The following is a 25,640-nucleotide window of genomic DNA, read 5'->3' as shown; positions in this document are numbered from 1 at the left end:
CCGGAAGGGGGCCGCAGCCGCATGCGGATCGACGTGGTGGACGACATCGCCGAGGCGGGCGCGGCGGAGTTCGACCGGCTCGACCGGAGCGCCGGGGCCGCGGGCTGCCACGCGTGGACCGCGCAGCGGCAGCGGGACGGCCGGTGGCGCACCGGCTACGTGCGCTGCGTCGACGGCACACGGCTGCTCGCGTTCGTCCCCTTCTACGCGCCGCGCGGCGCCACCTGGCCCGATCCCGCGTACGACCCGCGCACCTGGGGACTGCCGCAGGACGCGGTGCGGCGGGCGGACGCCGCCGACTGCCTGCTGGTGGGCGGCCACGGCGATCTGCGCACCGGCTTCCCGGTGGCCGCGCAGCTGCGGTCGCCCGCGCTGTTGCGGCCGGTGCTCGGCGCGCTCGCGGGCGTGGCGGCGGCGGAGGGCCGCGGCCTCGCGCTGCCGTACGTCTACGGCTGGGTGCGCGACGCCGTCACGGCGGTCTGCGGCGACGCGGCGGTGTGGGCGCCGCTCGGCCAGGACGCGCGGCTGCCCGGCGACGTCACCGACCCGCGCTGGACCGACCGGCTCGGCCGCAGGGCCCGGCGCAACCTGCGGGCCGACCGCGACCTGATCACCGCCTCCCGCGTCCGCGTCACCGCCGGGCGGTGGAACGACGTCGAGGACCGCGCGGCCGCGCTGATCGCCGCGCACAACCAGCGCAAGGGCCGCCCCGACCACGCGGAGTTCGTGAAGATGCGCACCCGGCTGTGGGACCGCTGTCCCGGCGTCGAACTCGTCGCGTTCACCGCCCGGTTCGGCGCCGCGGAGGGCTACACCACGGCACGCGTCTGGGCGGACGAGCTGGACATGGTCGAGATCGGGCTCGGCGGCGAGCCGGGACCCGCCCGACTGGCCGCCTACCTGGACCTGCTCGTGCACACCCCCCTGCGCTACGCCCGCGACCGCGGCCTGCGCACCATCCGCCTCGGCGCGGCGGCCCGCTCCACCAAGGAGGGCCGCGGCGCCGTGTTCGAGACGCAGTACGGAGGTTTCCTCGATGGCCCAGCGACCGCACGTCTGGCCGGGGCGGCGCGGTGACGGCGTCCGTGTCGTGGTGCTCGTCGGGCCAGGCGGCTCCCTGACGCCCACCGATCTCGTGCTGGCCTGCAAGGGGCTGGCCGAGCCGCGGTTCCTGCTCGACGCGCGCGACCCCGCGTCGGAGCCGCTGTACGAGGTGTGCCGCGCTCTCGGGCCGGCCGAGCGGGTGGACTTCGCCGATCCGGCGGCCTGCCTCGCCGCGGTCCGCGAGGCCGGCGCGGACGCCGTGACCACCTTCACCGAGCAGCTCTGCGCCCTCGCCGCGGTGCTCGACCGCGAGGCTTGCGGCTACGACGGCAACCGCGTCGCGTGGGGCCGCAAGGACCTCCAGCGCCACGCCCTGCGCCGGGCCGGCGTCTCCGGGGTCCGCTCGGCCCCCCTCCCCGACGCCGGCGCCCTGCGCGCCTTCGCGGCCGAGGTCGGCTTCCCCTTCGTCGTCAAGCCCGTCGACGGCTTCGCCAGCCGCGACACCTGGCAGCTGAAGGGACCCGCCGACGTCGACGCGTTCATGGCCGCGGCTGACGCTGACCGCCGCGCGCGCCGGGACCCCGGCCGGGACCCCGGCCCGGACACGAGGACCGGTCCGGGCGGCGTCGGCGGTGCGGGCGGCGGTGCGGGCGGCCGTGCGGGCGGCGGGTCGGCCGGCGGAGACGGCGGGGCCGACGGCTGGCCGCACGGGCTCTACGCCGAGGAGTTCATCGCGGGCCACCCGGCCGGGACGTCCTTCGTGCCCTCGTGGGTGGCCGACTACGGATCGGCCGACGTCCTGCTCGGCGGCGTGCGGCCGGACGAGCACAGCGGACCCGGAGCCCCCGCCGGGCACGACGCCCCTACCTCGGACGTCGCCGACGCCCCCGCGCTGGTCTCCTCGCGGCCGCCGCTCGCCTGGCCGTTCCGGGAGACCGGCCTGATCCTGCCGTCCCCGTTGCCCGAGGACGAGCAGCGTGCGTACGCCGCCGTGGCGCGCCGCGCGCTCGCCGCGGTCGGCGCGACCAAGGGCGCCTTCCACGTGGAGCTGAAGTCGACCGCCGCAGGTCCGGAGATCATCGAGATCAACGGCCGGATCGGCGGCTTCGTGGCCCGCGGGCTGCGGCTGGCCTCCGGCGCGGACCTGGGCCGCCAGGCGGTGGCCTGCGCGCTGGGACACCCGCCCGTGCTCGAACCGCGCTGGCGGCGCTGCGTCGCCCTGGTCCTGCACCAGCCGCCGCCCGCCGCACGGCGGGTGACGGCGGTGCCGGCCCGCGAGGCACTCGCCGCGCTGCCCGGCGTGATCGCGGTGGACATGCTGGCCGCACCCGGCGACCAGGTGCACTGGCGCCACGGGACGCTCGGCATGACCGCCCGGCTGTGGGTGGTCGGCGACGACCACGCGCAGCTGCGCGAACGCTTCGTCGGGGTGACGGAGTTCCTGGTCCACCGGATCGGCTACGCGGACGAGGCAGGGCGGCCGGTCCGCGACCGTACGTGGCTGGACGCGCTCTCCGGCGCCGGCGCCGGCTCCGGCGCCGCGCCCGGGAGCGCGCCGCGTCCCGTACCCGTCCCGGGCGCTCGCCCGCCGGGGTCCGCGCCCGCCGCACCCGCACGACCCGTTGCCGACGACCAGACGACCGTCAGGGAGGCCGAACGATGACCGCAGGCGACATGGCCGCGCTGTTCGCGCGGCTGCTGGAGACCGACATCGAGCCCGAGGACAATTTCTTCGACATGGGCGGGACGTCGGTCCTGGCGCTCCGGCTGCTCGCGGAGATCGAGCGGGCCTGGGGCACCGCTCTGGAGCTGATCGACGTGGTGGAGCACCCCACGCCCGAACTGCTGGCCGCCTACGCGGCGCGGGCCGGTGAGCAGGCGGACTCCACGGGCGGGCCGCGGTGACGGCCACGGTGTGGGACGCCGTGCTGCGGCACGCGGCGCACACGCCGCTCGCGGTCGCCCTGCGCGGCGACGGCGAGGACCTGACCTACGCGCAACTCGCCGACCGCGCCGGTGCGTTGCGCGACAGGCTCGCCGCGCACTGCCGGCCGGGCGACGTCGTGGCGCTGACCGTGGGGCGGTCGAGCGCGGCCGTCCCGGTGCTGCTCGCCGCCGCGGCACTGCGCTGCCCGGTGCTGCCGCTCAGCGCCGACAGCCCGGCGCTGCACCGGGAGTTCGTGCTGTCGGACGCCGCGCCGCGCGTCCTCGTCGCCGAGGAGCCGGACGCCGGCCTCTCCGTGCTGCCCCTCACCGCCGAGGCCCGTGCCGACGCCTCCGCCGGCGCGGACGGCCCGCGTGCCGGGGCCGAGGGCGGCGCCGCGGCGGAGGGCGGCGCCGCGGCGGAGGGCGGCGCCGCGGCGGAGGACGCCGCGTACATCATGTACACCTCCGGCTCGACCGGCCGTCCCAAGGGCGTCGTCGTCCCGCACGAGTCGCTGCTGAGCAGGCTCGACGCGCTCGCGACGGTGCCCGGGTTCGGGCCGGGGGACTCCATGCTGGCGCTCACCGCGCCGTCGTTCGACATCTCCATGGCCGAGCTGCTGATGCCGCTCGCCGTGGGCGGCACGGTCGTCTCCGCGCCGGCCGCCGCCAGGCTTGACCCGGCCGTCTTCGCCGACACGGTGCGGCGCCACCGGCCGAGCGTCGTGCAGGCCACGCCGAGCTTCTGGCGGCTGGTGCTGGCCTGGGGCTGGACCGGCGCGCCGCACGCCCGGCTGTGGTCGGGCGGCGAGGCGCTGACGCCGAGCCTGGCGGACCCGCTGGCCGGCCTCGGCGCGCAGGCGTGGAACCTCTACGGCCCGACCGAGGCGACGATCTGGGCCACCGCGGCGCGTGTCGAGGCCAGGCCGGTGCACCTGGGCGCGCCGCTGCCGGGGGCGCGGCTGTATCTGGAGGGCGAGGACGGCGCACCGGTCGACGGCCCCGGCGCGGTGGGGGAGATCATGCTCTACGGCGAGGGTCTCGCGCGCGGCTATCTGCACCGGCCCGAGCTGACCGCGGACCGGTTCCGTCTTCAGCGGACACCGGACGGCGAGCGCCGCTGCTACCGCACCGGTGACCGGGCCCGCCGGCTCCCGGACGGGCGGCTGGAGTTCATCGGCCGCGTCGACGGCCAGGTGAAGCTGCGCGGGCACCGGATCGAACCGGCCGAGGTCGAGGCGGTCGCCGAGGAGCAGCCGGGCGTCCACCAGGCCGCGGTCGTCCTCCGGTCCGGCGAGGGCGGCTCGGGCCTGGGCTCCGAACCGCACCTGGCGCTCTTCGCGGTCGCCGCGCCCGGCCTCACCGCCCGCGACGTCCGCCGCTGGCTCGCCGACCGCCTTCCCCCTCGATGCGCCCGGCCAGGGTCCGGCTGCTCCCGGTCCTGCCGCGGACCCCCGCGGGCAAGATCGACCGGGTGCGGCTCGCCCAGGAGCCCTGACCGATCCGCCCGCTGTCCTCGCGGGTCGTCCCCGCCGGTCGTCCTCGGTGGCCGTCCCCGTCGGCCCTCCGCGCCGGTCGTCCCCGTCGGTCGTCCCCGCCGGCCCGGACGCCTGGGCGCGGCCGGGGGATCGGCCCGCGCGGCTCACCCCGCCGCGAGCGACAGCTCCGCGTCCGGGTCGGCCGCGTGGGCGTCGAGGATGGTCAGGTAACGGCCGACCATGTCGGCGACCGCGGCGGAGGAGAACTCGTCGCGGCGGTACTGGACGGTGCCGGCGTAGCGGCCGGGCCCGACCAGGCCGACGACCCAGAGCATGCCGTCGGCGAGGTCGGGGCACTCGCCCTCGGGGGGCGCCTCGTGGTGGGACTCGGCGTAGCGCAGGTCGCCGGCGGTGCCGGTGCGGCCGTGCAGCGGCGACTGGACCATCTCGAAGGTCGGCGCGATACGCCCGGTCAGCCCGTCCGGGCCGAACAGGTCGGGCGCGACGCGGTCGATGTCGCCGAACAGCACCTCGTGGGAGAACGCCTCGACGCAGGTCTCGCGGGCGCGGCGGACGACGTCGCGGAAGGAGGCCGCCCCGGCCAGGTCGGTGCGCAGCGGCAGCATGTTGATGAACAACCCCACGGTGTCGCGGAAGGAGGGCTCGGCGCGCCCGGAGCTGAAGGTGGTCACCGTCAGGTCGGTGCCGCCGCCGAGGCCGTGCGCCAGCAGGTAGAACGCGGACAACATCACCATGTACGGGGTGCTGCCGGTCTCCGCGGCCAGCCGCTGCACCGCCGCTCCGGTCGCCGCGCCGACCTCGAAGTTGCGCATGACGTACGCGCCGCGCCCCGGCTCCGGCCGGGCCGGAGGGGACGCGGGGATGGAGAACGCCTCGGCGCCCCGCAGGCGTTCACGCCACAGGCCCAGGTCGGCCGGCTCCTCGCCGCGCTGCCTGCGGGCGGCCTCCGCCAACGCGTGCTCGCGGTACTGGCGGACCTCGGGGAGCGCGGCCGGGCCGTGCCCGGTCCGCTCGGCGTAGAAGGCGGCGAGGTCGCGCATCACCACCTGCGCCGACCAGGCGTCGCCCGCGCTGTGGTGCATGGTCAGCACCAGCACCGCGTCGTCCGCCGCGAACCGGCCGAGCACCGCGCGCAGCAGCGGCAGGTCGCGCACGTCGAAGTCCTCGGTGGACGCGTCGGCCAGCACGTCGTCGCTCAGCCGGTCGCGCTCCGGCCCGGCGGGCGCGGGCAGTTCGCGCACGGTGAGCCGGACGGGCTTGGCCGCCTCCACGACCTGGTAGCGGGGACTGGCCTCGCGCACCACGACGGTGCGCAGGCTCTCGTGCCGCGCCACCACGTCGTCCAGCGCGCCCTGCAGCGCCGCGACGTCGAGCGGCCCGGTCAGCCGCCAGCTGTTGATCATCAGGTGCCGGACGCCGAACGCGCCGCTCTCGCTGCCCTTGTCCATCACGCAGAAGAAGTCCTGGCACGGCGACAGCGGCAGAGCGTCGGGCGGCGCCGCGGCGGCCGGCGTCCCGGCGTCCCCCGCGTCACCCCGGGCTCCGCGGCGGCGCCCCGGGCCTGCGCCCGCTCCAGCGGGCCGTCGGCGGTGATGCCGAGCCGCTGCGCGAGCCGGTTGGGAGTGGGCGCCTCGAACAGCTCCGACAGGGCGACCTCGGCGCCCAGCTCCTCGCCGATCCGCGACACCAGCAGCATCGCCGACACGGACTGGCCGCCGTACTCGAAGAAGTTCTCGTCGGGCCCGAAGTCGTCGCGGTCCAGCGCCCGGGCGAACAGCGTGCACAAGGTCTCGGCCACCACTGCAACCTCTCCTCGACGATGCCTTCCCTCATCGTCGGAAGCGGCTTCGCCGCGCCGCATCTCCCGTGTTGCCGCGTCGCACGGGTTCGCCGCCGCGGACGCCGGTGCCCGCGTCAGCGCCGGAGCGACGGCACGGAGCCCGGTGCCTCAAGGGCGCCGAGCCGGCCGTCCCGTCGGTGGGCCAGTGCCCGGCCCATGCGAAAATCTATCGTGGCCGCAGTAGACATTCTGCGACAGCATCGCTAGGGTTTCTCTTGTAACCGAGATCGAGTGGGCCCGGCAGAGACGAACTGCCGGGCGGTGACACCCGCAGTTGCAGGACGGTGCGGTGGTGGAGTCCCGAAGCCGGAGTGGTCGCAGGATGGCGGCGGGGCTGACGGCCGGACCGGGTGGCCCGCAGTCATCAGGGGCCGCCGCGAGGAAGTACCGCATGTTCGCAGTACCGCTTGGCAAGTGATCGATCCCCAGAGGGAAGGACGGAGGGGCCAGGCGCCATCAGGATCGCCCGGGTGGAGGTCGTGAGCCCGGGTACCGTAGGACATCGACAGTGAGGTGGTCTTCGGTCAAGCAACCGCGATCCCCGCGATCCCGGCGGCATTTCGGCCGGGTCCGTGGCAACAGAGGGCCGGCGCAGTACCCAGGCCGGCCGGTGGTGTAGTAGTTCCTTCGGGGTCCTGGCACCGTGTGGTGCCAGGACCCCTCCATGCGTTCCACAGAGAGGTGCGATGACAGCAGACGACTCGTTCGGCCGTCTCGACGACGATGACTTCCCCGCTTTCACGATGGGCCGCGCCGCGGAACTCCTCGGCACCACTCCCGGGTTCTTGCGCGCCATCGGAGAAGCCCGACTGATCACCCCGCTGCGCTCGGAGGGCGGCCACCGGCGCTACTCCCGCTACCAACTGCGGATCGCCGCCCGCGCGCGGGAACTCGTCGACCAGGGCACGCCCATCGAGGCGGCCTGCCGGATCATCATCCTTGAGGACCAGCTCGAAGAGGCCCAGCGCCTCAACGCCGAGTACCGCCGCGCCGCCTCCCAGGGCGGGGAGGGTGCGCGATCCGAGCTCCCGGACGTGCGGACCGACGACTGACCGGGCTGGGCGGGTGTTTCCCGTCCGCCCGACTTCTCCGTCGAAAGGCGACGCTGCGGGCGGAACATTATCTGTTCCCGCCGGATGAGAGTTTGCCGTTCCGCGCGAACGGTTTGATTCACCGGTAAGGCGACGTGCCGCTACCGCCCGTACATCGCCCTGTCCGTGTGATAGTGTCGATCGCAGTTGCAGTTGTGGTTTCCCCATTCTCCCATCGCTCCGTCGGCCCCAGCGGCCTCCGGAAGCGTTTCTTGTTTCCGGTCGTCTTCCGGGCGGGGCATCATCGCGGCGACCCGGCATCCGCGGATTGCGGGACCGGAGTACTGCCCCGAGAGGAGAATGCGACATGGCGTCCGGCACGGTGAAGTGGTTCAACGCAGCCCGGGGATTCGGCTTCATCGAGCAGGACGGCGGCGGTGCAGACGTGTTCGCCCACTTCTCGAACATCGCTGTCCGGCATCTCAGTGAGCTGGTCGAGGGCCAGAAGGTCACCTTCGATATCGCGTCGAGTCCGAAGGGCCTGACGGCGGAGAACATCGTTCCCGCCTGAAGTCGAACGCGCCACCCCGATCTGCGCTCGCATTCCATTCGGCCCGTTTCTGCGATTCCCTGCCGCGTTGTTCCGCAGTGAGAATTCCTTGATGCGCGCCGTCCCGTATCGAGGAAGGGTTTCCTTGAATTCCACACGTATGAACAGCCGTAGTTCCCGCAGTCGCAGAAGCCGTTTCGGCTCAGCGGCCCCGAGTCGTTCCCAGAGCCGGAGCCGTGCGGGCGGCCAGGGCCGACGGCCCGCGGTGGCCTCGGGGGAGTTCGCCCCGCCGAGGACGACCACTCCGGCGCTCCCCGCCGTCGAGACGTTCGCCGATCTCGACATGCCTGCGCAGTTGTTGGCCGCGCTCACCGTTGAGGGCGTGCGCGTTCCGTTCCCGATCCAGGGCGCGACCCTGCCGAACACCCTCGCGGGCCGGGACGTCCTCGGCCGTGGACGTACCGGCTCCGGCAAGACCCTCGCCTTCGGTCTGGCTCTGCTGGCCCGTATCGCCGGGCAGCGCGCCGAGCCCCGCCGGCCGCTGGCCCTGATCCTCGTGCCGACGCGTGAGCTGGCGCAGCAGGTGACGGACGCGCTGGCCCCCTACGCCCGGGCGGTGAAGCTGCGCCTGGCCACCGTCGTGGGCGGAATGCCGATCGGCAGGCAGACCGCCGCGCTGCGCGGCGGCGCGGAGGTCGTCGTCGCGACGCCGGGACGTCTGAAGGACCTCATCGACCGCGGCGACTGCCGGCTGGACCAGGTCGCGATCACCGTGCTGGACGAGGCCGACCAGATGGCCGACATGGGCTTCATGCCCCAGGTCACGGCGCTCCTGGAACAGGTCCGCCCCGAGGGCCAGCGCATGCTGTTCTCCGCCACCCTCGACCGGAACGTCGACCTCCTGGTCCGCCGCTACCTCACCGACCCGGTCGTCCACTCCGTCGATCCCTCCGCGGGCGCGGTCACGACGATGGAGCACCACGTCCTGCACGTCCAGGAGACCGACAAGCACCGGACGACCATCGAGATCGCGGCCCGCGAGGGCCGGGTCATCATGTTCCTGGACACCAAGCGTGCCGTCGACCGGCTGACGCGGGACCTGCTGAACAGCGGGGTGAGAGCCGCCGCCCTGCACGGGGGGAAGTCGCAGCCGCAGCGCACCCGGACCCTGGCCCAGTTCAAAGCCGCCGACGTCACCGTGCTCGTGGCCACGAACGTCGCGGCGCGCGGCATCCACGTCGACAATCTCGACCTCGTCGTCAACGTCGACCCGCCCGCCGACCACAAGGACTACCTCCACCGGGGCGGCCGTACCGCGCGGGCAGGCGAGTCCGGCAGCGTCGTCACGCTGGTCACCCCCGGCCAGTCGCACGCGATGACCCGCCTCATGGCAGCCGCCGGCATCGTGCCACGGACCGCGCAGGTACGCCCCGGCGCGGAGGACCTGCGCAGGATCACCGGCGCGCAGGCCCCCTCCGGTGTTCCCGTGACGATCACCGCGCCGGCGACCGAGGGCGGCAAGGGCGGTAAGGGCAGCCCGGCCTCCCGCGGTCGACGCCGTTCCGCCGCGGCTTCCCGACGCGCACCCGTCCGGAAGCCCTCCTTCGAGGCGGCCGCCTGACACCTCCCCGTGGGGCGGGACCAGGGAAACGACGTGCGGGCGGCGGCCGTCACCGGCCGCTGCCTCACTCCGTGAGTGCCCGCCCTATCCGGTCGAGGTCGTCGAGGAGCGCGGTGAGCCGTTCCTCGGGGATCGCGTGGATCATGCGGGCTTCGACCGCGTAGACGGCCTCCTGCGCCGCCTTCAGGCGGCGGCGCCCCTCGTCGGTGAGGGCCGCGGGGCGGGCCCGGCCCGTCGCGACGGTGGCGGGCCGAGTGAGCAGACCGCCGTCCTGCAGGCCGCGCAGGACGACGTTCATCGACTGGCGGGTGACGAAGGTGGCGCGCGCCAGGTCCGCGTTGGACATCCCCGGCCGGGCGGCCAGCACTTCCAGGCAGGCGTACTGCGGCACGGTCAGGCCGTGCTCGCGCAGCACCCGGTCCATGGCGCCGCGCAGCGCGGCGTGGGCGCGTTTGAGCCGGTAACCCACGTGATCGAGCACGTCCTGGGCGGGGTGGGGCGGCTCGGGCGGCGACGTGTCGTGCATGTCCATGTGGTGACATCAAGGGGGTCGAGGTCCGGCGTCGAGTATGTCACGGTCCTGACATCGCGCGAAAGGCGCGCCGGGGCCGTCGCCGACGAGGACCCCGCCGGGGCCCGGGTTTCGGGCCCCGGCCCCTGTGTCGCCCTGGTCCGCGCGCCGGACGTCACGCGCGGCGGCTCGCCTTGACCGATGTCAGACTCCTGACATACGCTCGGGTATGTAAGGAAGCTGACATGAAAGGTCCCGCCATGCCCGTCACCGGTCCCGACTTCATCTCGCTCCAGGCGCGCGACCTCGCCGCTTCGCAGGCGTTCTACGAGCAGTACCTCGGCCTCGTCCGCTCGCAGGCGGGTCCGCCGCACGCGGTCGTCTTCGAGACGAAGCCGATCGCGTGCGCGCTGCGCGACCTCGTGCCCGGTACCGACCTCGACTCCGTGCCCCAGCCCGGCATCGGCGCCGCGATCTGGCTCCACGCCACCGACGTCCAGGCCATCCACGACGCCCTCGCCGCCGACGGGCACACCATCGTCTCCGCCCCGATCGACGGCCCCTTCGGCCGCACCTTCACCTTCGCCGACCCCGACGGCTACCAGGTGACGCTGCACGACCGGGTCTGACCCCTCCGTCCCGGCCTTCGCGGCGACCGGGACCGGCACGCGCCCGCGGGCCCGCCTCCGCAGGGTCCGCGACCCGCGGGCGCCGGGTTCCCGTGGGCCGTTCAGAAGCGCCGCCAACGCCCCTCGGAGACGATCTCGACGACCCCGTCGGCCACCTTGACGGCGGTCTCGTCGTCGATGGCGTAGGCCGGGTTCGGCAGGGTGGCCGCCCACCGCTCGGCGTCGGCCATGGTGTTTTCCGGCAGGTCGGGGTGGTCCAGGTGCGGGAAGAGGGAGAAGTCGACGAGGCCCAGGGTCTCGTCGCTCACGGCGGGCGGCTCCCATGCGACGAAGTCCTCGCCGATGCGGGGCGTCATCACCATGCTGCCGGCGCTCAGCCCGACCCACACCTTCCCGTGCAGGGAGGGGAGCAGCTCCGCCAGCCCGGACTGCCGCATCCAGTGGCACAGATAGAGCGCGTCCCCGCCGTCGGCGAGCAGGACGTCCGCCTCCCGCACCCACGGCAGCCAGCGCTCCACGCCGATGCTGGGCAGGGCGGTGAGCTCCAGGACGCCCATGGACCGCCAGCCGAGCTCGCACATCGGGGTGCTGGAGCGCCCGGTGATGAAGCGCCAGGCTCCGGCCGGGCTCCCCATGGGGTGTCCGTAACCCGCGGTGGGGATGCACAGGGCGTCGGCCTCCCCGACTGGCTTGCCCAGGAGGTCGACCAGGGCCCGCCGGATGCTGGGGTTCTTCACCCCGGCGGAGGTGAGGAGCATGTTCACGATGCCTCCAAGGCGGGGGTCGTCGTCCCTGCGGACAGGGTGCTGGAGCCCGTCGTGGCAGGCGGGCGGCCGGAGGTGGCCCTGGCTGGTCGCAGTGTGGCACGCGGGACCGACACCGCCCCGGGCGGTCACCGCCCGGCCCGGTCACCGCCCCGAGCGGTCACCGCCCGACCCGGTCACCGCCCCGCGCGGCGCCGCCACGCGGCCCGACCGCGGATTCGAACTCGGCCGCGACGTCGACTCCTCGGTCCCTCCGTCGGGCCTGGGCCGTCACCAATGCGCCGGTTGTGCGTTGTGGTTGTCGTGGCGTCAGGAGTGACGATTCTGCATCGCGTGGGACGCGGGCGGGGCCGGCTCCGCGGCGCCCGTCGTCGAGCGGGCCGGGAGCGGTACGGAGTGTGCGGTGGGTACGGGGATGCGTGGGGACGGAGCGGGGATGCCGTCCAGTCATGAGGACGGGGCGCCCGGCGCTCTCGTCGGACGGGAGCGGGAGCGCAGGAAGCTGGCCGGACTGGTGGCCCGGGAACGGCTGGTGACGGTCACCGGGCCCGCGGGCATGGGCAAGAGGCTGGCCGCGGCGGTGGTGGCCGCGGGCGGCCACGGCCGCGACGGCGACCGGCAGTGCCGGGTCCGGATCGCGTGGCCCGGCGAGGCCGAGGCGAACGTCCAGGCCGATCCCGGCCGCCTGGCCGCGGCGATCCTCGCGGCGGTCACGGGCCGGGGTACGCCCACCGCGGACGCCGGTCAGCAGATCGGTCCGGGCGCCGGTCAGGAGACCTCTTCGGGAGCCGGTCAGGCAGTCGGTCGGGGAGCCCGTCGGGACATCCGGCCGGGCGCCGGTCAGGACAACGGTCCGGGCGCCGGTCCGGGAATCGGTCCCGGGATCGGTCCGGGGATCGGTCCGGCCGCGCTGGTCGAGTCGCTGCCGCGCTCGGACTTCCTGCTGTTCCTCGACGACGTCGATCCGTGGCACGCCGAGTCCGTGGGCCTGGTACAGACACTGCTCGCGGCGCGGCCGGCGTTACGGGTGCTGGTCACGGCCCGCCGACCGCTGGGCCTGGGGGACGAACGGGTGCTGCGGCTCGGCCCGTTGGGCTGCGAGCCGTTGCGGGGCCGCCGTCCGGCGCCGGCGGTGGAGCTCTTCCTGGACCGGGCGCGGGCCGCCGGGCGCAGGGCCGGGGTCCCCGCCGGGGCCACCGAGTTCGACGCCCGGGATCTGGCCGCCGTGCGCGACGTCTGCGAGGTGCTCGGCGGGCTGCCGCTGGCGATCGAGCTGGCCGCGGAGCAGACGGCCCGCTTCCGGGTGGCCGAAGTGGCGGCGATGCTCCGCGACCACCAGTGCTGGCTGCGCAGTTCCCACCTCTCCGTCCCCCGGCACAGGTCGCTGCGCGACGCCGTCGGCTCCGCCTACGCGCTCGCCGACCGCGGCGAGCGGACCGTGTGGGCCCGGGCGAGCGTCCTGCCCGGCGCCTTCGCCGAGTGGACGGCGGAACTGGTCTGCGCCGGCGGTTCCGTCGCCCCGGCCGACGTCCCCGCGTGCCTGGTACGCCTGGCGGCGGCCGGGGTGCTCGACGTCGTCCACGAGGACCGGAACGGGCCGGCCGCAGGTCCGGGGCCGTATTACCGGATGTCGGCGCCGGCCCGGGAGTTCGGCGCCGAACGGCTGCGGGAGGCCGGGGAGTTCGAGGTGGCGGCGGAGCGCCGCGCGCTGCACTGCCGCCAGGTCGCCGCCGTGGCGGGAAACCTGTGGGACGCCGGCAGCCAGCAGGACGCCCTCGCGCTGGTCGGGCAGGAGGCCGAAACGCTCGACGCCGCGCTCCGACACGGCCCGGACGACCCGGAGCTGGTCGGCCTCGCGTTGGAGACGGTCCTGGACCTGTGGTTCTGGTGGGCCGTCCACGACCGGGGCGACGAGGGTCTGCACCACCTGTTCGCCCTGCTGCCCCTGTGCGACGTGCGCCGTCCGGAGACCGCGCGCGGACTGTGGCTGGTCGCGTGGCTGGTCGCCTGCAACGACGCCGAGGGCGCGACCGCGCTGCTGCGCCACGCCTGGCCGACCGCCGTGACGGCGGGCGACAGCGCGACCGTCGGCCGCATCGCCCACGTGCACGGCGTCCTGTCCCTGTCCCGGCACGATCTCGCCGCGGCGGCGGACCACTTCGCCGAGGCCGCGGACACCATCCCGCGCGGCGCGCCGGGCGGGCCCCCGCCCGCCGTCAGCCACGCGGCCAGGGCCGTCACCCTGGCCGCGGTCGCCCCGGCGGCCGCCCGTCGCGCCGTCCGCCGCGCGGCGGCCCAGACGGACCCCGCGACCGACGCCTGGGCCAGCTACCTCGCGCGTTACGCCCTGGCCGTCGTGGACCACGCCGGCGGACGCCGCACCAGGGCATGGCGCAGGACCCGACGCATGCTGGCCGCGCCCGAGGGCGCGGTCGCCGGCCGGCGCGCCCGTGCCGCGGTCCGCCGGCTCGCCGAGGACGTCGAGGCCGGCCGGACCCCGACCGCCTTCGGCTACCCGCCCGCGTCGACGGCCACCGGCCTGCCGACCGGCCTGACCGACGGCAGGGGGTCCGTCACCTGTTCACGGTCCCCCTGGGGATAGGGCGTACGGGGGGATCGTGAACGACGACACCGAGGAACTCATGCGGCGCGCGGGCGCGTTCTACGCGACGTCGACGCCCGAGGGCGCCTTCGACGCGCTGCACGCGCACGCCGCGCCGGCGCTGATCCGGCAGGTGCTCCTGCTCACCGGGAGCCGCAGACGCGCCTTCGAGTCCGTGGAGTTCGCGTTCCGTCACGCCTGGCAGCACTGGCCCGAGGTCTGTCTCGACTCCGACCCGGTGCGCTGGCTGCGCGCCCGTGCGCACGAGTACGCGCTGTCCCCGTGGCACCGGTTGCACCGGAGCCCCCCGCCCGGCCCGCACTTACCCGGGCACGCGCCGGACGTGCTCAGGCGGACGCTGCTCCTGCTGCCGCCGCAGCACCGCCGCACCGTCGTCCTGTGCGACGGCCTCGGCCTGACGCCCTCGCAGGCAGCGGCCGAGATGGAGTCCAGCACCCAGGCCGCCGTCCACCGGCTCCGCCACGCACGGGCCGCCCTCAGCCTGTGCCTTCCCGCACCGCGCGACGCGTCCGCGGCGCGGTCCGCGCTGCGGACCCTCCTGGCCGGGGAGTCGACCGCGACGATGGCCACGGCCCGCTCCCTGCGCCTCGCCGGGGAGCGCCGGGCCCAGGCGATGGTCGGCCTGGTCTGCTCGGTCGTCGTGCTGTTCGTCGGACTGGTCACCTACCTCATGCTCGGCGGCGCATAGCGCCCGGCCCCGGGCACCCTGCCCAACTGCCCTGCCCCCGGCGCCCGGCCCCATGTGCCCGGCCCCGGGTCACCAGGCCCCAGGTGCCCGCCCCCGTCGGCGTCGGGAAGCGGGCGTGTATCGAATGTCGTGGCCCGTGCGGCGTTGCGCCACGAGGCCGTAACAGGCGCTGACATGGGCAGACGGCGATGCCAAGGTCGTTTCGGGCCGGGGATTCCCGGCCGGCGGGCGAAGCCGCCCGCGGCGCGGCCCCGGTCCCGTGGGCCGGCGTCGAACAGTCGGACAAGCGTCGAAGAGGAAAGAAGGACATCATGCGCGTCAGGACCGCTCGCCGGAGTCTGTCGGCCGCCGTGCTCGCCACCGCGGGGCTGGCGCTAGTCACCGCCTGCGGATCGCAGAGCACCGACTCCGCGGACCGTCCTCCCGCCTCCGCCACGACATCCGCCACGATGTCGGCCGACACGACCGGCGGCGCCGGCGGTTCACCGGCGGCCACGGGCACCCCGCGCACCGCCGCGACGCCCGCCGCCACCGCGGGCGTCACCAGCGCCGGCACCAAGGGCTCCTCCGCGACCACCATGTCGGGCACCGCGCACACGTCCCACGCGAAGTGCACCGACCGGATCGACTACGCGGGCGACCCGCGGTCCAACGCCGAGATCAACAGCATCGGCGAGCAGACCGGCACGTGCCCGCCGGTGACCACCACCGGCAGCGGCACCGCCGACGCCGGCGACCGGACCACGATCGTCGGGAGGCTGACGTACCTCGCTCCCGGCAAGCTGACCGTCACACCGCAGAGCGGCGGCACGGAGCGGGCGTTCCTGGTCTCCAACGCCACCACGATCCTCGGCGCGGCCGCGATCTGCTCCGACACCGACGGCCGGGTGACCATCGACAGCGACGGGTACGGCACCTCCGCCTGCTCCGTCGACCAGCTGGAGACCGCCGCGAAGACCGGCAGTGTGAGCGTCCGCGTCACCATGGACACCCGTTCCGGCGGCGCCGAGACGGTCGCCGAGAAGTACCACCCGTAGAGGGCCGCGGCCCGCCGGCGCGCGTCAGGTCGCCGCCGGCGCGCCCGGGACCGGACCCGCGCCCTGCGCGCCGCGGTCCGCCGCCGGCTGCGGCGCGTGGTGGGCGCGGCGGTAGGCCACCGGGGACAGGCCCACATGGGCGTGGAACTGCTTGCGCAGCGTCACCGGGTCGCCGAAGCCGCAGGCCGCGGCGATCCGCGCCACGGTCAGGTCGGTGGACTCCAGCAGCAGGCGCGCGTGCGCCAGCCGCCGCTGGGCCAGCCACTTGAGCGGGCTGATGCCCGCCTCGCCGCGGAACCGCCGGGTGAACGTCCGCACGCTCATGTGCGCGTGCCGTGCCATGTCCTCCAGCGTCAACGGCTCGGCCAGCCGTTCCAGCGCCCACTGCCGGGTCGCCGAGGTGGAGCGGTCGGTGTCCCGCGGCACCAGGTGCTCGATGAACTGGGCCTGCCCGCCCTCCCGCCACGGCGCGGCCACGCAGCGCCGCGCCGCGGCCGCCGCCACCGCGGCCCCGTGGTCCCGGCGCACCAGGTGCAGGCACAGGTCGATGCCGGCCGCCCCGCCCGCGGAGGTCAGCACCCGTCCGTTGTCGACGAACAGCACGTCCGGATCGACCTCCACGGCAGGGAACGTGCGCGCGAAGGTGTCGCACAGCGTCCAGTGCGTGGTGGCCCGGCGGCCGTCCAGCAGGCCGGCCGCCGCGAGCAGGAAGGCCGAGGTGCACAGGCTCACGACGCGGGCCCGCGGGCGCACCGACGCCAGCGCCGCGGCGAGGTCGGCCGGCAGCGTCCCGGTGGCGAGCAGGTGCTCGGTGGGCTCCTGGGTGGCGATCACCACGGTGTCCGCGGTCCGCAGCAGGGACTCGTCGTGGTCGACCACGATCGCGAAGTCCTCGTGGGTGCGGACCGGGCCGCCGCCCAGCGAGCAGGTGCGCACGGAGTACAGGCGGGTCCCGTCGGCGGTGCGCGCCTCGTTGAACACCCGGGCCGGGATGCCCAGGTCCAGGGGCAGCACTCCGTCGAGGGCGAGGACGGCGACACGGTGCGGTGACATGGCCGGAATGGTACGACAGGTGTCCCCCCGGCCACTCATCCGCCTCCGCGCACGCCCGGCAGGGTGGAACCCGCCGGACCTCGGTCCGGCAGGACAGCGCACGAGACGGAGATGAGCGAGGAACATGAGCGAGCACACCACCACGCCGGCGGGCGAGGACACCACGCGGGCGGCCGGGCACACCGCCGTACCGGCGGCCGAGCCCACCATGCGGGCCGTGACCATCGCGGGGTTCGGCGGACCCGAGGTGCTGACCTGGGAACGGGTCGCCAGGCCCGAGCCGCTGGCGACCGAGGTGCTGGTGCGCGTGCACGCGGCGGGGGTCAACCCGGTGGACTGGAAGACCCGGGCCGGCCGGGGCATGGCCGGACTGCAGAAGCTGCCGCTGATCCTCGGCTGGGACGTCTCGGGAGTGGTCGAGGAGGTCGGCTTCGGCGTCACCACGCTCGCGCCCGGCGACGAGGTCTACGCGATGCCGTGGTTCCCGCGGCCCGCGGGGGCCTACGCGGAGTTCGTCACCGCGCCCTCCCGGCACTTCGCCCGCAAACCCGCCTCCCTCGGCCACGTGGAGGCCGCGGCACTGCCGCTGGCGGCGCTCACCGCGTGGCAGGCGCTGGTCGACACCGCGGACGTGCGGCCCGGGCAGCGGGTGCTGGTGCACGCCGCGGCCGGCGGCGTCGGACACCTGGCGGTGCAGTTCGCCAAGCACCTGGGCGCCGAGGTGGTCGCGACCGCCAGTGAGCCCCGGCACGCCTGGCTCAAGGAACTGGGCGCGGACCTGACCGTCGACTACACCCGGCAGCGGTTCGAGGAGGCGACCGGCGAGGTCGACGTCGTCATCGACCTGGTCGGCGCGGCGGACCGCACCGACGAGCGCTCGGTGGCCGTGGTCCGCCCGGGCGGCCTGGTCGTCTCGATCCCCGGCGGCGTCTCGGACCGCCTGGCCGCCGCCGCCGGCCGGGCCGGGGTGCGCACCAGCCCCTTCCTGGTGGAGCCGGACTCCACCGCGCTGACCACGATCGCCGGACTCGTCGACTCCGGCGCGGTCCGCGTCGAGGTGGCGGACACCTTCCCGCTGGCACGGGCCGCCGACGCCCACCGCTCCGGCGAGAGCGACCGCACCCGCGGCAAGCTCGTGCTCACCGTCGTCGACTGAACGCCCCTCCGCGGGAGTCGGGCCCCGGGTGCCGGGCGGAAAGCCGGCTGCCTCTACGATCTGGCGTCGGCCCGACCGGGCCTGACGCCAGGTCAGCGGCACAGCGCTGCCGAACGAACGAGTGAGGGTGGGGATTGTCCAGGCTGTCCAAGCACAGACTGTCCAGGACAGGCCGTTACATCGCCTGGGGCGCGGTGGGCGCGGCCGTCGTGGCGGGGGGAGTGGTCATGGCGCAGACGTCGATGGCCGCGACGACCTGGCCCGCGCAGCGGACGTTCACCGGGCGGGCCTTCGACGCCTGCGCGGCGCCGTCGGCCGCGGCGATGAAGGCGTGGCGGTCCGACGGCTACTACGGCGCCGCGGCCGTCTACGTCGGCGGCAGGAACCGCGGCTGCGCGCAGCCGAACCTCACCGCGTCCTGGGTGAAGACGGTCAGCGCGTCCGGCTGGAAGCTCGTGCCGATCTACGTCGGCGCCCAGCCGCCGTGCCGGACCGGTACCAGCAAGGAGAAGATCACCGCGGCGACGGCCGCCGCGCTCGGCGCGAGCGACGGCAACGACGCGGTCGCCAGGGCCGCGGCCCTCGGCATGAAGGCCGGCTCCGCGGTCTACCTCGACATGGAGTCGTACGACATCACCAACACCTCGTGCGACAACGCGGTGCTGACGTACGTGCGCTCCTTCACCAAGACGCTGCGCGCCAAGACGTACCGGGCCGGCTACTACGGCTTCACGTCCTCCAGCGCCAAGGCGGTCGCCACCGCGACGAACCGCACCGACCTGCCGGGCAACCTCTGGTACGCCCTGTACGACGGCAAGGCGACCACGACGACGGACTGGCCCTGGGCGGCCGGCCTGTACACCGATCACAGCCGCGGTCACCAGTACACCGTCAACAGCAAGGAGACCCGCAAGGGGTACACCATCACCGTCGACCGCGACGCGTGGGACGGCCCGGTCGCGATCGTCTGACCGCAGCCCGGCCGCTCTGAGCACCAGGGCCCGCCCGGCGCCTCCGGGCGGGCCCCGCGCGTTCCCGGGCCGGCCGGGGCGGGGCGGTCAGGCCAGGAGGGAGCCGAGGAGGGCCGGGTCGACGTTGCCGCCGGAGACGAGTGCGACCGTGCGGCCCGGGGGGAGTTCGGCGGCGCGGGAGAGATAGGCCGCGGTCGTCACGGCGCCGCTCGGCTCGGCGACCAGCCGGGCGCGCAGGGCCAGGACGCGGATCGCGTCGCGGATCTCGTCCTCGGTGACCGTGACCATCGCGTCGACCACCTCCCGCAGGTGGGCGAAGGTGAGGTCGGAGGGCTGGGCGCGCAGGCCGTCGGCGATCGTACGGGCCCGGTCGGCGGTGGGCCAGTCCACGCGGTGGCCGAGCCGCAGCCCCTCGGTCGCGTCGGCGGCCAGTTCGGGCTCGACGCCGATGACGCGGGCCCGCGGGCACCGCGCCCTGATCGCCGCCCCGACACCCGAGGCCAGCCCGCCGCCGCTGACCGGCACCAGCACCACCTCGACGTCCGGCAGGTCCTCGGCGATCTCCAGGCCCGCGGTGCCCTGCCCGGCGATGATCGCCGGGTGGTCGAACGGCGGCACCAGCGTCAGCCCGCGCGCCGCGGCCAGCTCGTGGGCCTTCGCCTCGTGTTCGTCGATCGGCACCTGGACGACCTCCGCGCCGTACGCACGGGTGGCCTCCACCTTGACCCGCGGCGCGATGTCCGGGACGACGATCACCGCCGGCACGCCGAAGTGCCGCGCCGCGTACGCGACGGCCTGCGCGTGGTTGCCGCTGGAGTACGTCACGACACCCCGGGCGCGCGCCGCGTCGTCGAGCGAGGCGACCGCGTTGAACGCCCCGCGCAGCTTGAACGCCCCGATGGGCTGGAGGTTCTCCGGCTTGAGCCACAGCGACCCGCGCGGGTCCCAGGTCTGGAAGAGCAGCGGCGTGCGCACCGCGACGCCCTCCACGCGCTTCGCGGCGGCCTCGATGTCGGCGATCGTCACCAGTTCCATGCGCCGAGTATGGACCAGCCGTCCGCGCGGACTCACGGCCGGCTGGGGCCGGGCCGGCCGCCGCCAACGCCCTGGCCAGGTCGAGCGTCCTGGCCACCGCCCGGGCGGGGTCGGTGACGGGGAACAGGGCGTGCCGTATCCGGCGCGTCGCGTCGACCACGAGCACGGCCGGCCGGAGGCGCAGCCGGTCGGCGTCGCGGAGGACCGGCAGCCGCAGCGCCGCGGTGACCTGGTGCCGGTGGTCGCTGAGCAGCGGGTACGGAAGCGCCCCGGCGGACGCGGGGAGTTCGGCGAGTCCGGCCAGTTCGCGCGGCGGTTGCAGGCCCATGCCGCGCACGGCGACGCCGGCCCCGCGCAGCTCCGGCCAGGCGTCGGCGAACAGCCGGTGTCCGGCCGCGGCGGGGGCCGCCGGGTCCTGGCCCCCCGTCATGTCGCCGCCGGGGAAGGTGAACAGCACGGTCGCCCGGGCGTCCGCCGGCGCCGGCGGCTCGGCCGCCCCGTGCGCCCCCGGGAGTTCGACGTCGGGCAGCGGCGTCCCGGTCAGCCCTTGGAGGCGCGCGCGACCGACGCTGTCCGGGTCCGCGCCGGCGCTCGCGCCCCCGTCCCCGTCCGCGCCCCCGTCCGTGACCTCGCCGCCCGCGACCGTGCCCGGTGCGGCCTCGTCCTGCGCCGCGCCCGGCGTGACCTCGTCCTGCGCCGCGTCCCCTTCGCCCGGCATCCACCGGTCCCCCCAGTCCTGGAGCGCCACCAGCACCGGGAGCAGCGCCTCGCCCGCGTCGGTGAGCAGGTACTCGTAGCGGGTCGGGCGCCGCTGGTAGAGGCTGCGGCGCAGCACCCCGCGGGCGACGAGCGCGTTGAGCCGCTCGGTGAGCAGCTTGCGGGACAGCCCCAGCTCGGCGGCGATCGCGTCGAAGCGGACCCGGCCGCGGGCCACTTCGCGCAGCACCAGGACGTTCCACCAGTCGCCCGTCACGACCGCGGCCCGCGCGATGCCGCACGTCGCGTCGGCGTTGTGCATCTTCATGACGCCATAGTAGATTCCTTTTCTGAACTCACTTTGTTTCGAATGGGAACTTATGGCCCGCCGCGGCGCGGGCCCGACGTGGGGAGACGCACATGACCGCCATCAGCCGGGTCGTCGCACGGGAGATCATCGACAGCCGGGGCAACCCGACCGTCGAGGTGGACGTGGAGCTGAAGGACGGGTCGCTCGGCCGCGCGGCCGTGCCCTCGGGCGCCTCGACCGGCGCCCGCGAGGCCGTCGAGCTGCGGGACGGCGACCCCGCGCGCTTCCACGGCAAGGGCGTGAGGCGCGCCGTGGACGCCGTCAACGAGGGCATCGCGGACGCGGTCGTCGGGCTGCACGCCGAGGACCAGGCGGCGGTCGACGGCGCCATGATCGCGCTGGACGGCACCCCGACGAAGTCCCGCCTGGGCGCCAACGCGCTGCTCGGCGTCTCCCTCGCCACCGCCAAGGCCGCCGCGGCCGCGCACCGCCTGCCGCTGTACCGCTATGTCGGCGGCGTCGACGCGCGCCTGCTGCCGGTGCCGATGATGAACATCGTCAACGGCGGCGCGCACGCCGACAACCCGCTGGACTTCCAGGAGTTCATGATCGCGCCGATCGGCGCGAGCAGCTTCGCCGAGGCCGTGCGGATGGGCTCGGAGGTCTTCCACACGCTGCGCGCGGATCTCGTCGCGGCCGGCCACAGCATCAACGTCGGCGACGAGGGCGGCTTCGCCCCCGATCTGCGCACCGCCGACGAGGCGCTGGAGTTCGTCGTCCGCGCGGTCGAGCGCACCGGCTACAAGCCCGGGTCCGACATCACCGTCGTGATGGACCCGGCCGCCTCGGAGTTCTTCCGCGACGGCGTCTACGACTACCGCGGCGAGGGCGTGCGCCGCACCCCCGAGGAGCACGCCGACCACCTGGCGGCCCTCGTCGAGCGCTACCCCGTCGCCTCCGTCGAGGACCCGATGGCCGAGGACGACCACGCCGGCTGGCAGGCCCTCACCAGCCGGCTCGGCGACCGCGTCCAGCTCACCGGCGACGACGTGTTCTGCACCAACGAGACACTGTTGCGCGCGGGCATCCGCGACGGGATCGCCAACTCGATCCTGGTCAAGGTCAACCAGATCGGCACCCTCACCGAGACCCTGGCCACCGTCGCCACCGCCCACCGCGCGGGCTACACCGTGGTGATGTCCCACCGCTCGGGCGAGACCGAGGACACCACCATCGCCGATCTCGCCGTCGCCACCGGCTGCGGCCAGATCAAGACCGGCTCGCTGTCGCGCGCGGACCGCACGGCCAAGTACAACCAGCTCGTCCGGATCGAGGAGGAGCTGGGCGGCCAGGCCAGGTACGCGGGCCGCGAGGCGCTCGGCCTGCGGCGCTGACCGCCGCCCGCCGCGGCGCGCCGCCGCCCGGACGGCGGACGGCGACGGCGTGTCGGGCGGGGGATCGGCGCGGCGGCCGGGAGGGTGAGGGGCGGACCGCTTAGGAGGGGGACGAGAAAGGACGACAGATGCCCGACGTCACCGCGCCCTACTACACCGGCACCCCGTGCTGGGTCGACCTGATGGCGAAGGACCAGCAGGCCGCCTTGGACTTCTACCGCGACCTGCTGGGCTGGCAGGGACGGCCGGCGCCCGACGAGTTCGGCGGCTACGCGGTCTGCGAGCTGAACGGCCGGGCCGCGGCCGGCATCGGCCGGGCGACGGCCCCCGAGGGGACGCAGGAACCGCCGACCGTCTGGACCAGCTACCTCGCCAGCACCGACGCCCAGGCCACCCAGGACGCCGTCGTCGGCGCCGGCGGCACCCTGCTGGTCCCCGTCACCGACGTCGGCGACCTCGGCCGGATGCTCATCGCGGCCGACCCGCAGGGCGCGGTGTTCGGCGTCTGGCAGGCCGGCGAGTTCTCCGGCGCGCAGGTGGCCGACGAACCGGGCGCGCTGACCTGGAACGAGCTGCACACCGGCGACGTGCCCGCCGCCACCGCCTTCTACGGCGAGGCGTTCGGCATCGAGATCGAGCCGATGGACGGCGCGGAGGCGTACTGGGAGCTGCGGGTCGGCGGCCGGGCGGTCGGCGGCGTCACGCTCCTGGACAACGACCCGCCCGGCACCCCGGCGCACTGGCTGACCTACTTCTCGGTCGACGACGTCGACTCCACCGTGGACGCCCTGGTACGGCGGGGCGGTACGGTCCTCGCCCCGCCGTTCGACATGGTCGCCGGCCGTATGACCGTGGTCGCCGACCCCCAGGGCGCGCCCTTCGCGATGATCAAGCCCCGGCCGATGTAGGGCGGCACAGGGCGGAACAGGCGGAACGCGCGGGCGGAGCCGGCGCCCCGGGGGCGCCGGGGCCGTCAGGCCAGGCAGCTCAGCGGCCGGCCGCCGTTGTACGCGCGCATGTCGGCCAGCGCGCGGGCGAAGTCGATGACCCCGCCGGGCTCCGTGCCGAGCAGCTCGGCGCAGGCCCGGTGGAGGTTGCCGACCAGCCGCTCGGCGTCGGTCAGACCGGCGAACGCCCCGAGGTCGGTGGAGCGCGCCGCCTCCAGCGGGTCGGTGCCGGAGCGGACCGCGTCGGCCGCCAGGTCCGAGACGAACCGCAGGTACGCCAGCACGTCGTCGATGACCTCGGGGCCGCACACCGGCCCGTGGCCCGGCACGATCGTCTCGGCGCCCAGGTCCTTCAGGGCCGCCACCGCCTCCAGCGCGCCGGCCACCGACCCGGCCAGCAGGAACGGGGTGCCGCCGTTGAACAGCAGGTCGCCCGCGAACAGCACCTTCCGCTCGGGGATCCACACGATCGAGTCGTTGGTGGAGTGCGCCGGCCCGCCGGTGTACCGCACCTGGCAGCGCAGGTCGTCGACCCACAGGTCCACGCCGGTGGTGTAGGTGAGGAACGGCGGTGCCACCTGAAGGTCGCCCCACTCGGTCGGCTCCCAGGCGCCGCTGCGGATCAGCTCGCTGGTGCCGGGCCTGCCCTCGGCGATGACCTCCTCACGGGTGCGCTCGTGGGCCACGATCACCGCGTCGCCGAACAGGCTGTTGCCGTGTGTGTGGTCGCCGTGGTGGTGGGTGTTGACCAGGGTCCGCACCGGCGCGGGCGTCACGGACGCCACCGCCTCCAGGAAGGCCCGGGTACGCGCCTCGGTCGCACACGCGTCGATGGCCGCCGCGCGTGAACGCCCCACCAGGAAGCCGGTGTTGTTGATCCACCAGGTGCCGTCCGGCTGGACGTAGGCGTACACGCCGTCGCTGACCTCCTGGACCAGCGGCGGGTCGAGGGTGCGCACGCCGTGCGGGGCGGCGGTCGAGCTGCTCATGTGAGGGATCCCTTCGGTCGGGGGGTGTCGGTGGGCCGCCGCGCGGCCGTGGCGGCCGGCGCGTCCAGGGCGTCGGGCCGGGCCGGCTCCGGGTCCGGGACCGCTCCCGGGTTGCGCCCGAACAGGCCGACCAGCGCGAAGACGAAGCTGACCACGGCCAGGAACCGCCAGCCGGTGTCGTAGCTGGTGTGCGGCACGACGTGGCCGAAGACGATCGGCACGAAGAACCCGCCGACCGCGGCCAGGGTCAGCATCAGCCCGGTGGCGGTGCCGACGTACTCGTGCCGGATCCCGCTGACCCGGGTCGGCACCGCCGACCAGGCGGCGAACCCGAAGATCAGCGCGAAGCCGATGCCGATCCCCACCGGCCACAGCCAGCCGGTGGGCACGACCGGGATCAGCGCCAGCAGGCCCGCCACGACGACCAGCGACGCCACCACGAAGGCCCGCAGATTGCGGCTGCGGTCGGCGAAGTACCCGCCGAGCACGCTGCCCGGGATGCCGGCCAGCGCGATCATCGCGGAGAGCAGCCCGCCCTTGGAGGCGTCGAAGTGGCGCTCGGCGATGGCGTACACGCTGAACAGCTGCGAGGTGGTGAAGTACGCGCCGTACGCGCCGAGCAGCGCGATGCCGTACGTCCACAGGTCCCGGCCGGCCACCGCGGTGCGCAGCGCCTCGCGTTCGAAGGACGCGCCGGCCAGCGACGGCATGTCCCGCGGGGTGCGGAACCACACCGCGGTCGCCGCCGCGACCAGCAGCTCGAAGACGCCGGCCAGCACCAGCGAGACGTGCCAGTCGGTGGCCCGTTGCAGATACACCCACACGTACAGGGCGAACGCCGCGCCGCCGCTGAAGGCCGCGCCGCCGGAGATGCCGAGCGCCAGCGTCACCTGCCCTTGGCGGAACCACACGATCACCGCGCCGAACGCGACGGCGATGAAGATCGATCCGCCGATCCCGCTGACCAGCCGGAACCAGGCCAGCTCGGTGTAGGAGTACGACAGGCCGGACATCACGCCGGCCGCGCCCTGCAGGGCCAGGCCGATGACCAGGGTGCGCTTCATGCCGATGGCGGTGGCGAGCATGCCGCCGGGGATGTGCGCGAGCCCGTAGCCGACGATGAACAGCGAGACGAGGAAGGTCAGCGAGCCCAGTCCGGCGTGGAACTCCGCGCCGATCAGCGGGAACGCCGCGGCCACGTCGAACCAGTTGAGGGTGAGGGCGACGAACCCGGCGCTGAGCAGGGCGAGCATGCCCCAGCGCAGGGTGTCGGGTCTGGACGGGGACGGGGCGGCGGGGGAGGGGAAGGGAGCGGTCACGATGTCCTCC

The 25,640-nt window shown here is 74.9% G+C and carries 23 protein-coding genes and 1 pseudogene; 15 read left to right on the top strand and 9 right to left on the bottom strand.

Annotation, left to right across the window (positions count from 1 at the left end):
- Window positions 1-21: 21 nt before the first annotated feature.
- From VSR01_RS03335 to VSR01_RS03320, 4 genes are read left to right on the top strand one after another with little or no spacing between them, the layout of a single operon-like run.
- Window positions 22-1,077, top strand: a complete 1,056-nt coding sequence (locus VSR01_RS03335) for a hypothetical protein (RefSeq protein WP_326447783.1) — start codon at window positions 22-24, stop codon at window positions 1,075-1,077.
- Window positions 1,037-2,707 (top strand): hypothetical protein, encoded by a 1,671-nt coding sequence (locus VSR01_RS03330; protein ID WP_326447782.1) that lies wholly within the window; start codon window positions 1,037-1,039, stop codon window positions 2,705-2,707. The genes VSR01_RS03335 and VSR01_RS03330 overlap by 41 nt, the downstream gene beginning before the upstream one ends.
- Window positions 2,704-2,949, top strand: a complete 246-nt coding sequence (locus VSR01_RS03325; RefSeq protein WP_326447781.1) for a phosphopantetheine-binding protein — start codon at window positions 2,704-2,706, stop codon at window positions 2,947-2,949. Before VSR01_RS03330 ends, VSR01_RS03325 begins: the two co-directional genes overlap by 4 nt.
- Window positions 2,946-4,676, top strand: a complete 1,731-nt coding sequence (locus VSR01_RS03320) for an amino acid adenylation domain-containing protein (RefSeq protein WP_326447780.1) — start codon at window positions 2,946-2,948, stop codon at window positions 4,674-4,676. Before VSR01_RS03325 ends, VSR01_RS03320 begins: the two co-directional genes overlap by 4 nt.
- Here VSR01_RS03320 and VSR01_RS03315 read toward each other — a convergent pair.
- Complete coding sequence (locus VSR01_RS03315) at window positions 4,610-5,914, bottom strand: condensation domain-containing protein (RefSeq protein ID WP_326447779.1); 1,305 nt, start codon at window positions 5,912-5,914, stop codon at window positions 4,610-4,612. The two genes, VSR01_RS03320 and VSR01_RS03315, sit on opposite strands and share 67 nt — an antisense overlap.
- On the bottom strand, window positions 5,914-6,264 hold the full coding sequence (locus tag VSR01_RS03310) for an acyl carrier protein (protein WP_326447778.1): 351 nt from the start codon (window positions 6,262-6,264) through the stop codon (window positions 5,914-5,916). The genes VSR01_RS03315 and VSR01_RS03310 overlap by 1 nt, the downstream gene beginning before the upstream one ends.
- A 728-nt stretch (window positions 6,265-6,992) precedes the next feature.
- Here VSR01_RS03310 and VSR01_RS03305 point away from each other — a divergent pair.
- The 3 genes from VSR01_RS03305 to VSR01_RS03295 all read left to right on the top strand — a co-directional run bounded on the left by VSR01_RS03305 (window position 6,993) and on the right by VSR01_RS03295 (window position 9,508).
- The gene (locus VSR01_RS03305) at window positions 6,993-7,358 is read left to right on the top strand and encodes a MerR family transcriptional regulator (RefSeq protein ID WP_326447777.1); all 366 of its coding nucleotides are present in this window, start codon (window positions 6,993-6,995) and stop codon (window positions 7,356-7,358) included.
- 346 nt (window positions 7,359-7,704) lie between these two features.
- Window positions 7,705-7,908 carry a cold-shock protein gene (locus VSR01_RS03300; protein WP_326447776.1) on the top strand — a complete coding sequence of 68 codons (204 nt, stop codon included), beginning with the start codon at window positions 7,705-7,707 and terminating at the stop codon, window positions 7,906-7,908.
- A 124-nt stretch (window positions 7,909-8,032) separates the two neighbouring features.
- Window positions 8,033-9,508 carry a DEAD/DEAH box helicase gene (locus VSR01_RS03295; protein ID WP_326447775.1) on the top strand — a complete coding sequence of 492 codons (1,476 nt, stop codon included), beginning with the start codon at window positions 8,033-8,035 and terminating at the stop codon, window positions 9,506-9,508.
- Between the two features lie 64 nt (window positions 9,509-9,572).
- Here VSR01_RS03295 and VSR01_RS03290 read toward each other — a convergent pair whose 3' ends face one another.
- Window positions 9,573-10,034 carry a MarR family winged helix-turn-helix transcriptional regulator gene (locus VSR01_RS03290; RefSeq protein ID WP_326447774.1) on the bottom strand — a complete coding sequence of 154 codons (462 nt, stop codon included), beginning with the start codon at window positions 10,032-10,034 and terminating at the stop codon, window positions 9,573-9,575.
- 245 nt (window positions 10,035-10,279) lie between these two features.
- Between VSR01_RS03290 and VSR01_RS03285 the strand changes: the two genes are divergently transcribed.
- Window positions 10,280-10,648 (top strand): VOC family protein, encoded by a 369-nt coding sequence (locus VSR01_RS03285; protein WP_326453478.1) that lies wholly within the window; start codon window positions 10,280-10,282, stop codon window positions 10,646-10,648.
- 101 nt (window positions 10,649-10,749) lie between these two features.
- Here the strand turns inward: VSR01_RS03285 and VSR01_RS03280 are convergent, their stop codons facing one another.
- Entirely contained in the window at window positions 10,750-11,406 is a 657-nt protein-coding gene (locus tag VSR01_RS03280) for a Type 1 glutamine amidotransferase-like domain-containing protein (RefSeq protein ID WP_326453477.1), read from the bottom strand.
- A 442-nt stretch (window positions 11,407-11,848) separates the two neighbouring features.
- Here VSR01_RS03280 and VSR01_RS03275 point away from each other — a divergent pair, with 442 nt between their 5' ends.
- The 3 genes from VSR01_RS03275 to VSR01_RS03265 all read left to right on the top strand — a co-directional run bounded on the left by VSR01_RS03275 (window position 11,849) and on the right by VSR01_RS03265 (window position 15,760).
- Entirely contained in the window at window positions 11,849-14,014 is a 2,166-nt protein-coding gene (locus VSR01_RS03275; RefSeq protein WP_326447773.1) for an ATP-binding protein, read from the top strand.
- A 16-nt stretch (window positions 14,015-14,030) separates the two neighbouring features.
- On the top strand, window positions 14,031-14,723 hold the full coding sequence (locus VSR01_RS03270) for a hypothetical protein (RefSeq protein ID WP_326447772.1): 693 nt from the start codon (window positions 14,031-14,033) through the stop codon (window positions 14,721-14,723).
- A gap of 311 nt (window positions 14,724-15,034) precedes the next feature.
- The gene (locus VSR01_RS03265) at window positions 15,035-15,760 is read left to right on the top strand and encodes a hypothetical protein (protein WP_326447771.1); all 726 of its coding nucleotides are present in this window, start codon (window positions 15,035-15,037) and stop codon (window positions 15,758-15,760) included.
- A gap of 24 nt (window positions 15,761-15,784) precedes the next feature.
- Here the strand turns inward: VSR01_RS03265 and VSR01_RS03260 are convergent, their stop codons facing one another.
- Entirely contained in the window at window positions 15,785-16,813 is a 1,029-nt protein-coding gene (locus VSR01_RS03260) for a GlxA family transcriptional regulator (protein ID WP_326447770.1), read from the bottom strand.
- 208 nt (window positions 16,814-17,021) lie between these two features.
- Here VSR01_RS03260 and VSR01_RS03255 point away from each other — a divergent pair, with 208 nt between their 5' ends.
- Together VSR01_RS03255 and VSR01_RS03250 are read left to right on the top strand one after the other, a co-directional pair.
- Complete coding sequence (locus VSR01_RS03255; protein WP_326453476.1) at window positions 17,022-17,969, top strand: NADP-dependent oxidoreductase; 948 nt, start codon at window positions 17,022-17,024, stop codon at window positions 17,967-17,969.
- A gap of 143 nt (window positions 17,970-18,112) precedes the next feature.
- Entirely contained in the window at window positions 18,113-18,940 is an 828-nt protein-coding gene (locus tag VSR01_RS03250) for a glycoside hydrolase domain-containing protein (RefSeq protein WP_326453475.1), read from the top strand.
- Window positions 18,941-19,027: 87 nt separating this feature from the next.
- Here VSR01_RS03250 and VSR01_RS03245 read toward each other — a convergent pair whose 3' ends face one another.
- Complete coding sequence (locus VSR01_RS03245; RefSeq protein WP_326447769.1) at window positions 19,028-19,975, bottom strand: threonine ammonia-lyase; 948 nt, start codon at window positions 19,973-19,975, stop codon at window positions 19,028-19,030.
- A gap of 772 nt (window positions 19,976-20,747) precedes the next feature.
- A pseudogene (locus VSR01_RS03240) lies at window positions 20,748-20,993 on the bottom strand (winged helix-turn-helix transcriptional regulator); the annotation flags it as partial.
- A gap of 98 nt (window positions 20,994-21,091) precedes the next feature.
- Between VSR01_RS03240 and eno the strand changes: the two are divergent.
- Both eno and VSR01_RS03230 read left to right on the top strand, forming a co-directional pair.
- Window positions 21,092-22,375 carry a phosphopyruvate hydratase gene (eno, locus tag VSR01_RS03235; protein ID WP_326447768.1) on the top strand — a complete coding sequence of 428 codons (1,284 nt, stop codon included), beginning with the start codon at window positions 21,092-21,094 and terminating at the stop codon, window positions 22,373-22,375.
- Window positions 22,376-22,503: 128 nt separating this feature from the next.
- Entirely contained in the window at window positions 22,504-23,283 is a 780-nt protein-coding gene (locus tag VSR01_RS03230) for a VOC family protein (RefSeq protein ID WP_326447767.1), read from the top strand.
- A gap of 65 nt (window positions 23,284-23,348) precedes the next feature.
- On the opposite strand, the gene VSR01_RS03225 is transcribed toward VSR01_RS03230, so the two are convergent.
- Complete coding sequence (locus tag VSR01_RS03225; protein ID WP_326447766.1) at window positions 23,349-24,311, bottom strand: MBL fold metallo-hydrolase; 963 nt, start codon at window positions 24,309-24,311, stop codon at window positions 23,349-23,351.
- Entirely contained in the window at window positions 24,308-25,630 is a 1,323-nt protein-coding gene (locus VSR01_RS03220; protein WP_326447765.1) for an MFS transporter, read from the bottom strand. The genes VSR01_RS03225 and VSR01_RS03220 overlap by 4 nt, the downstream gene beginning before the upstream one ends.
- Window positions 25,631-25,640 lie beyond the last annotated feature (10 nt).

Origin of the sequence: Actinacidiphila sp. DG2A-62 (assembly GCF_035825295.1) — a bacterium.
GTDB lineage: Bacteria > Actinomycetota > Actinomycetes > Streptomycetales > Streptomycetaceae > Actinacidiphila.
This window is presented reverse-complemented; position numbering and strand designations above follow the sequence as displayed.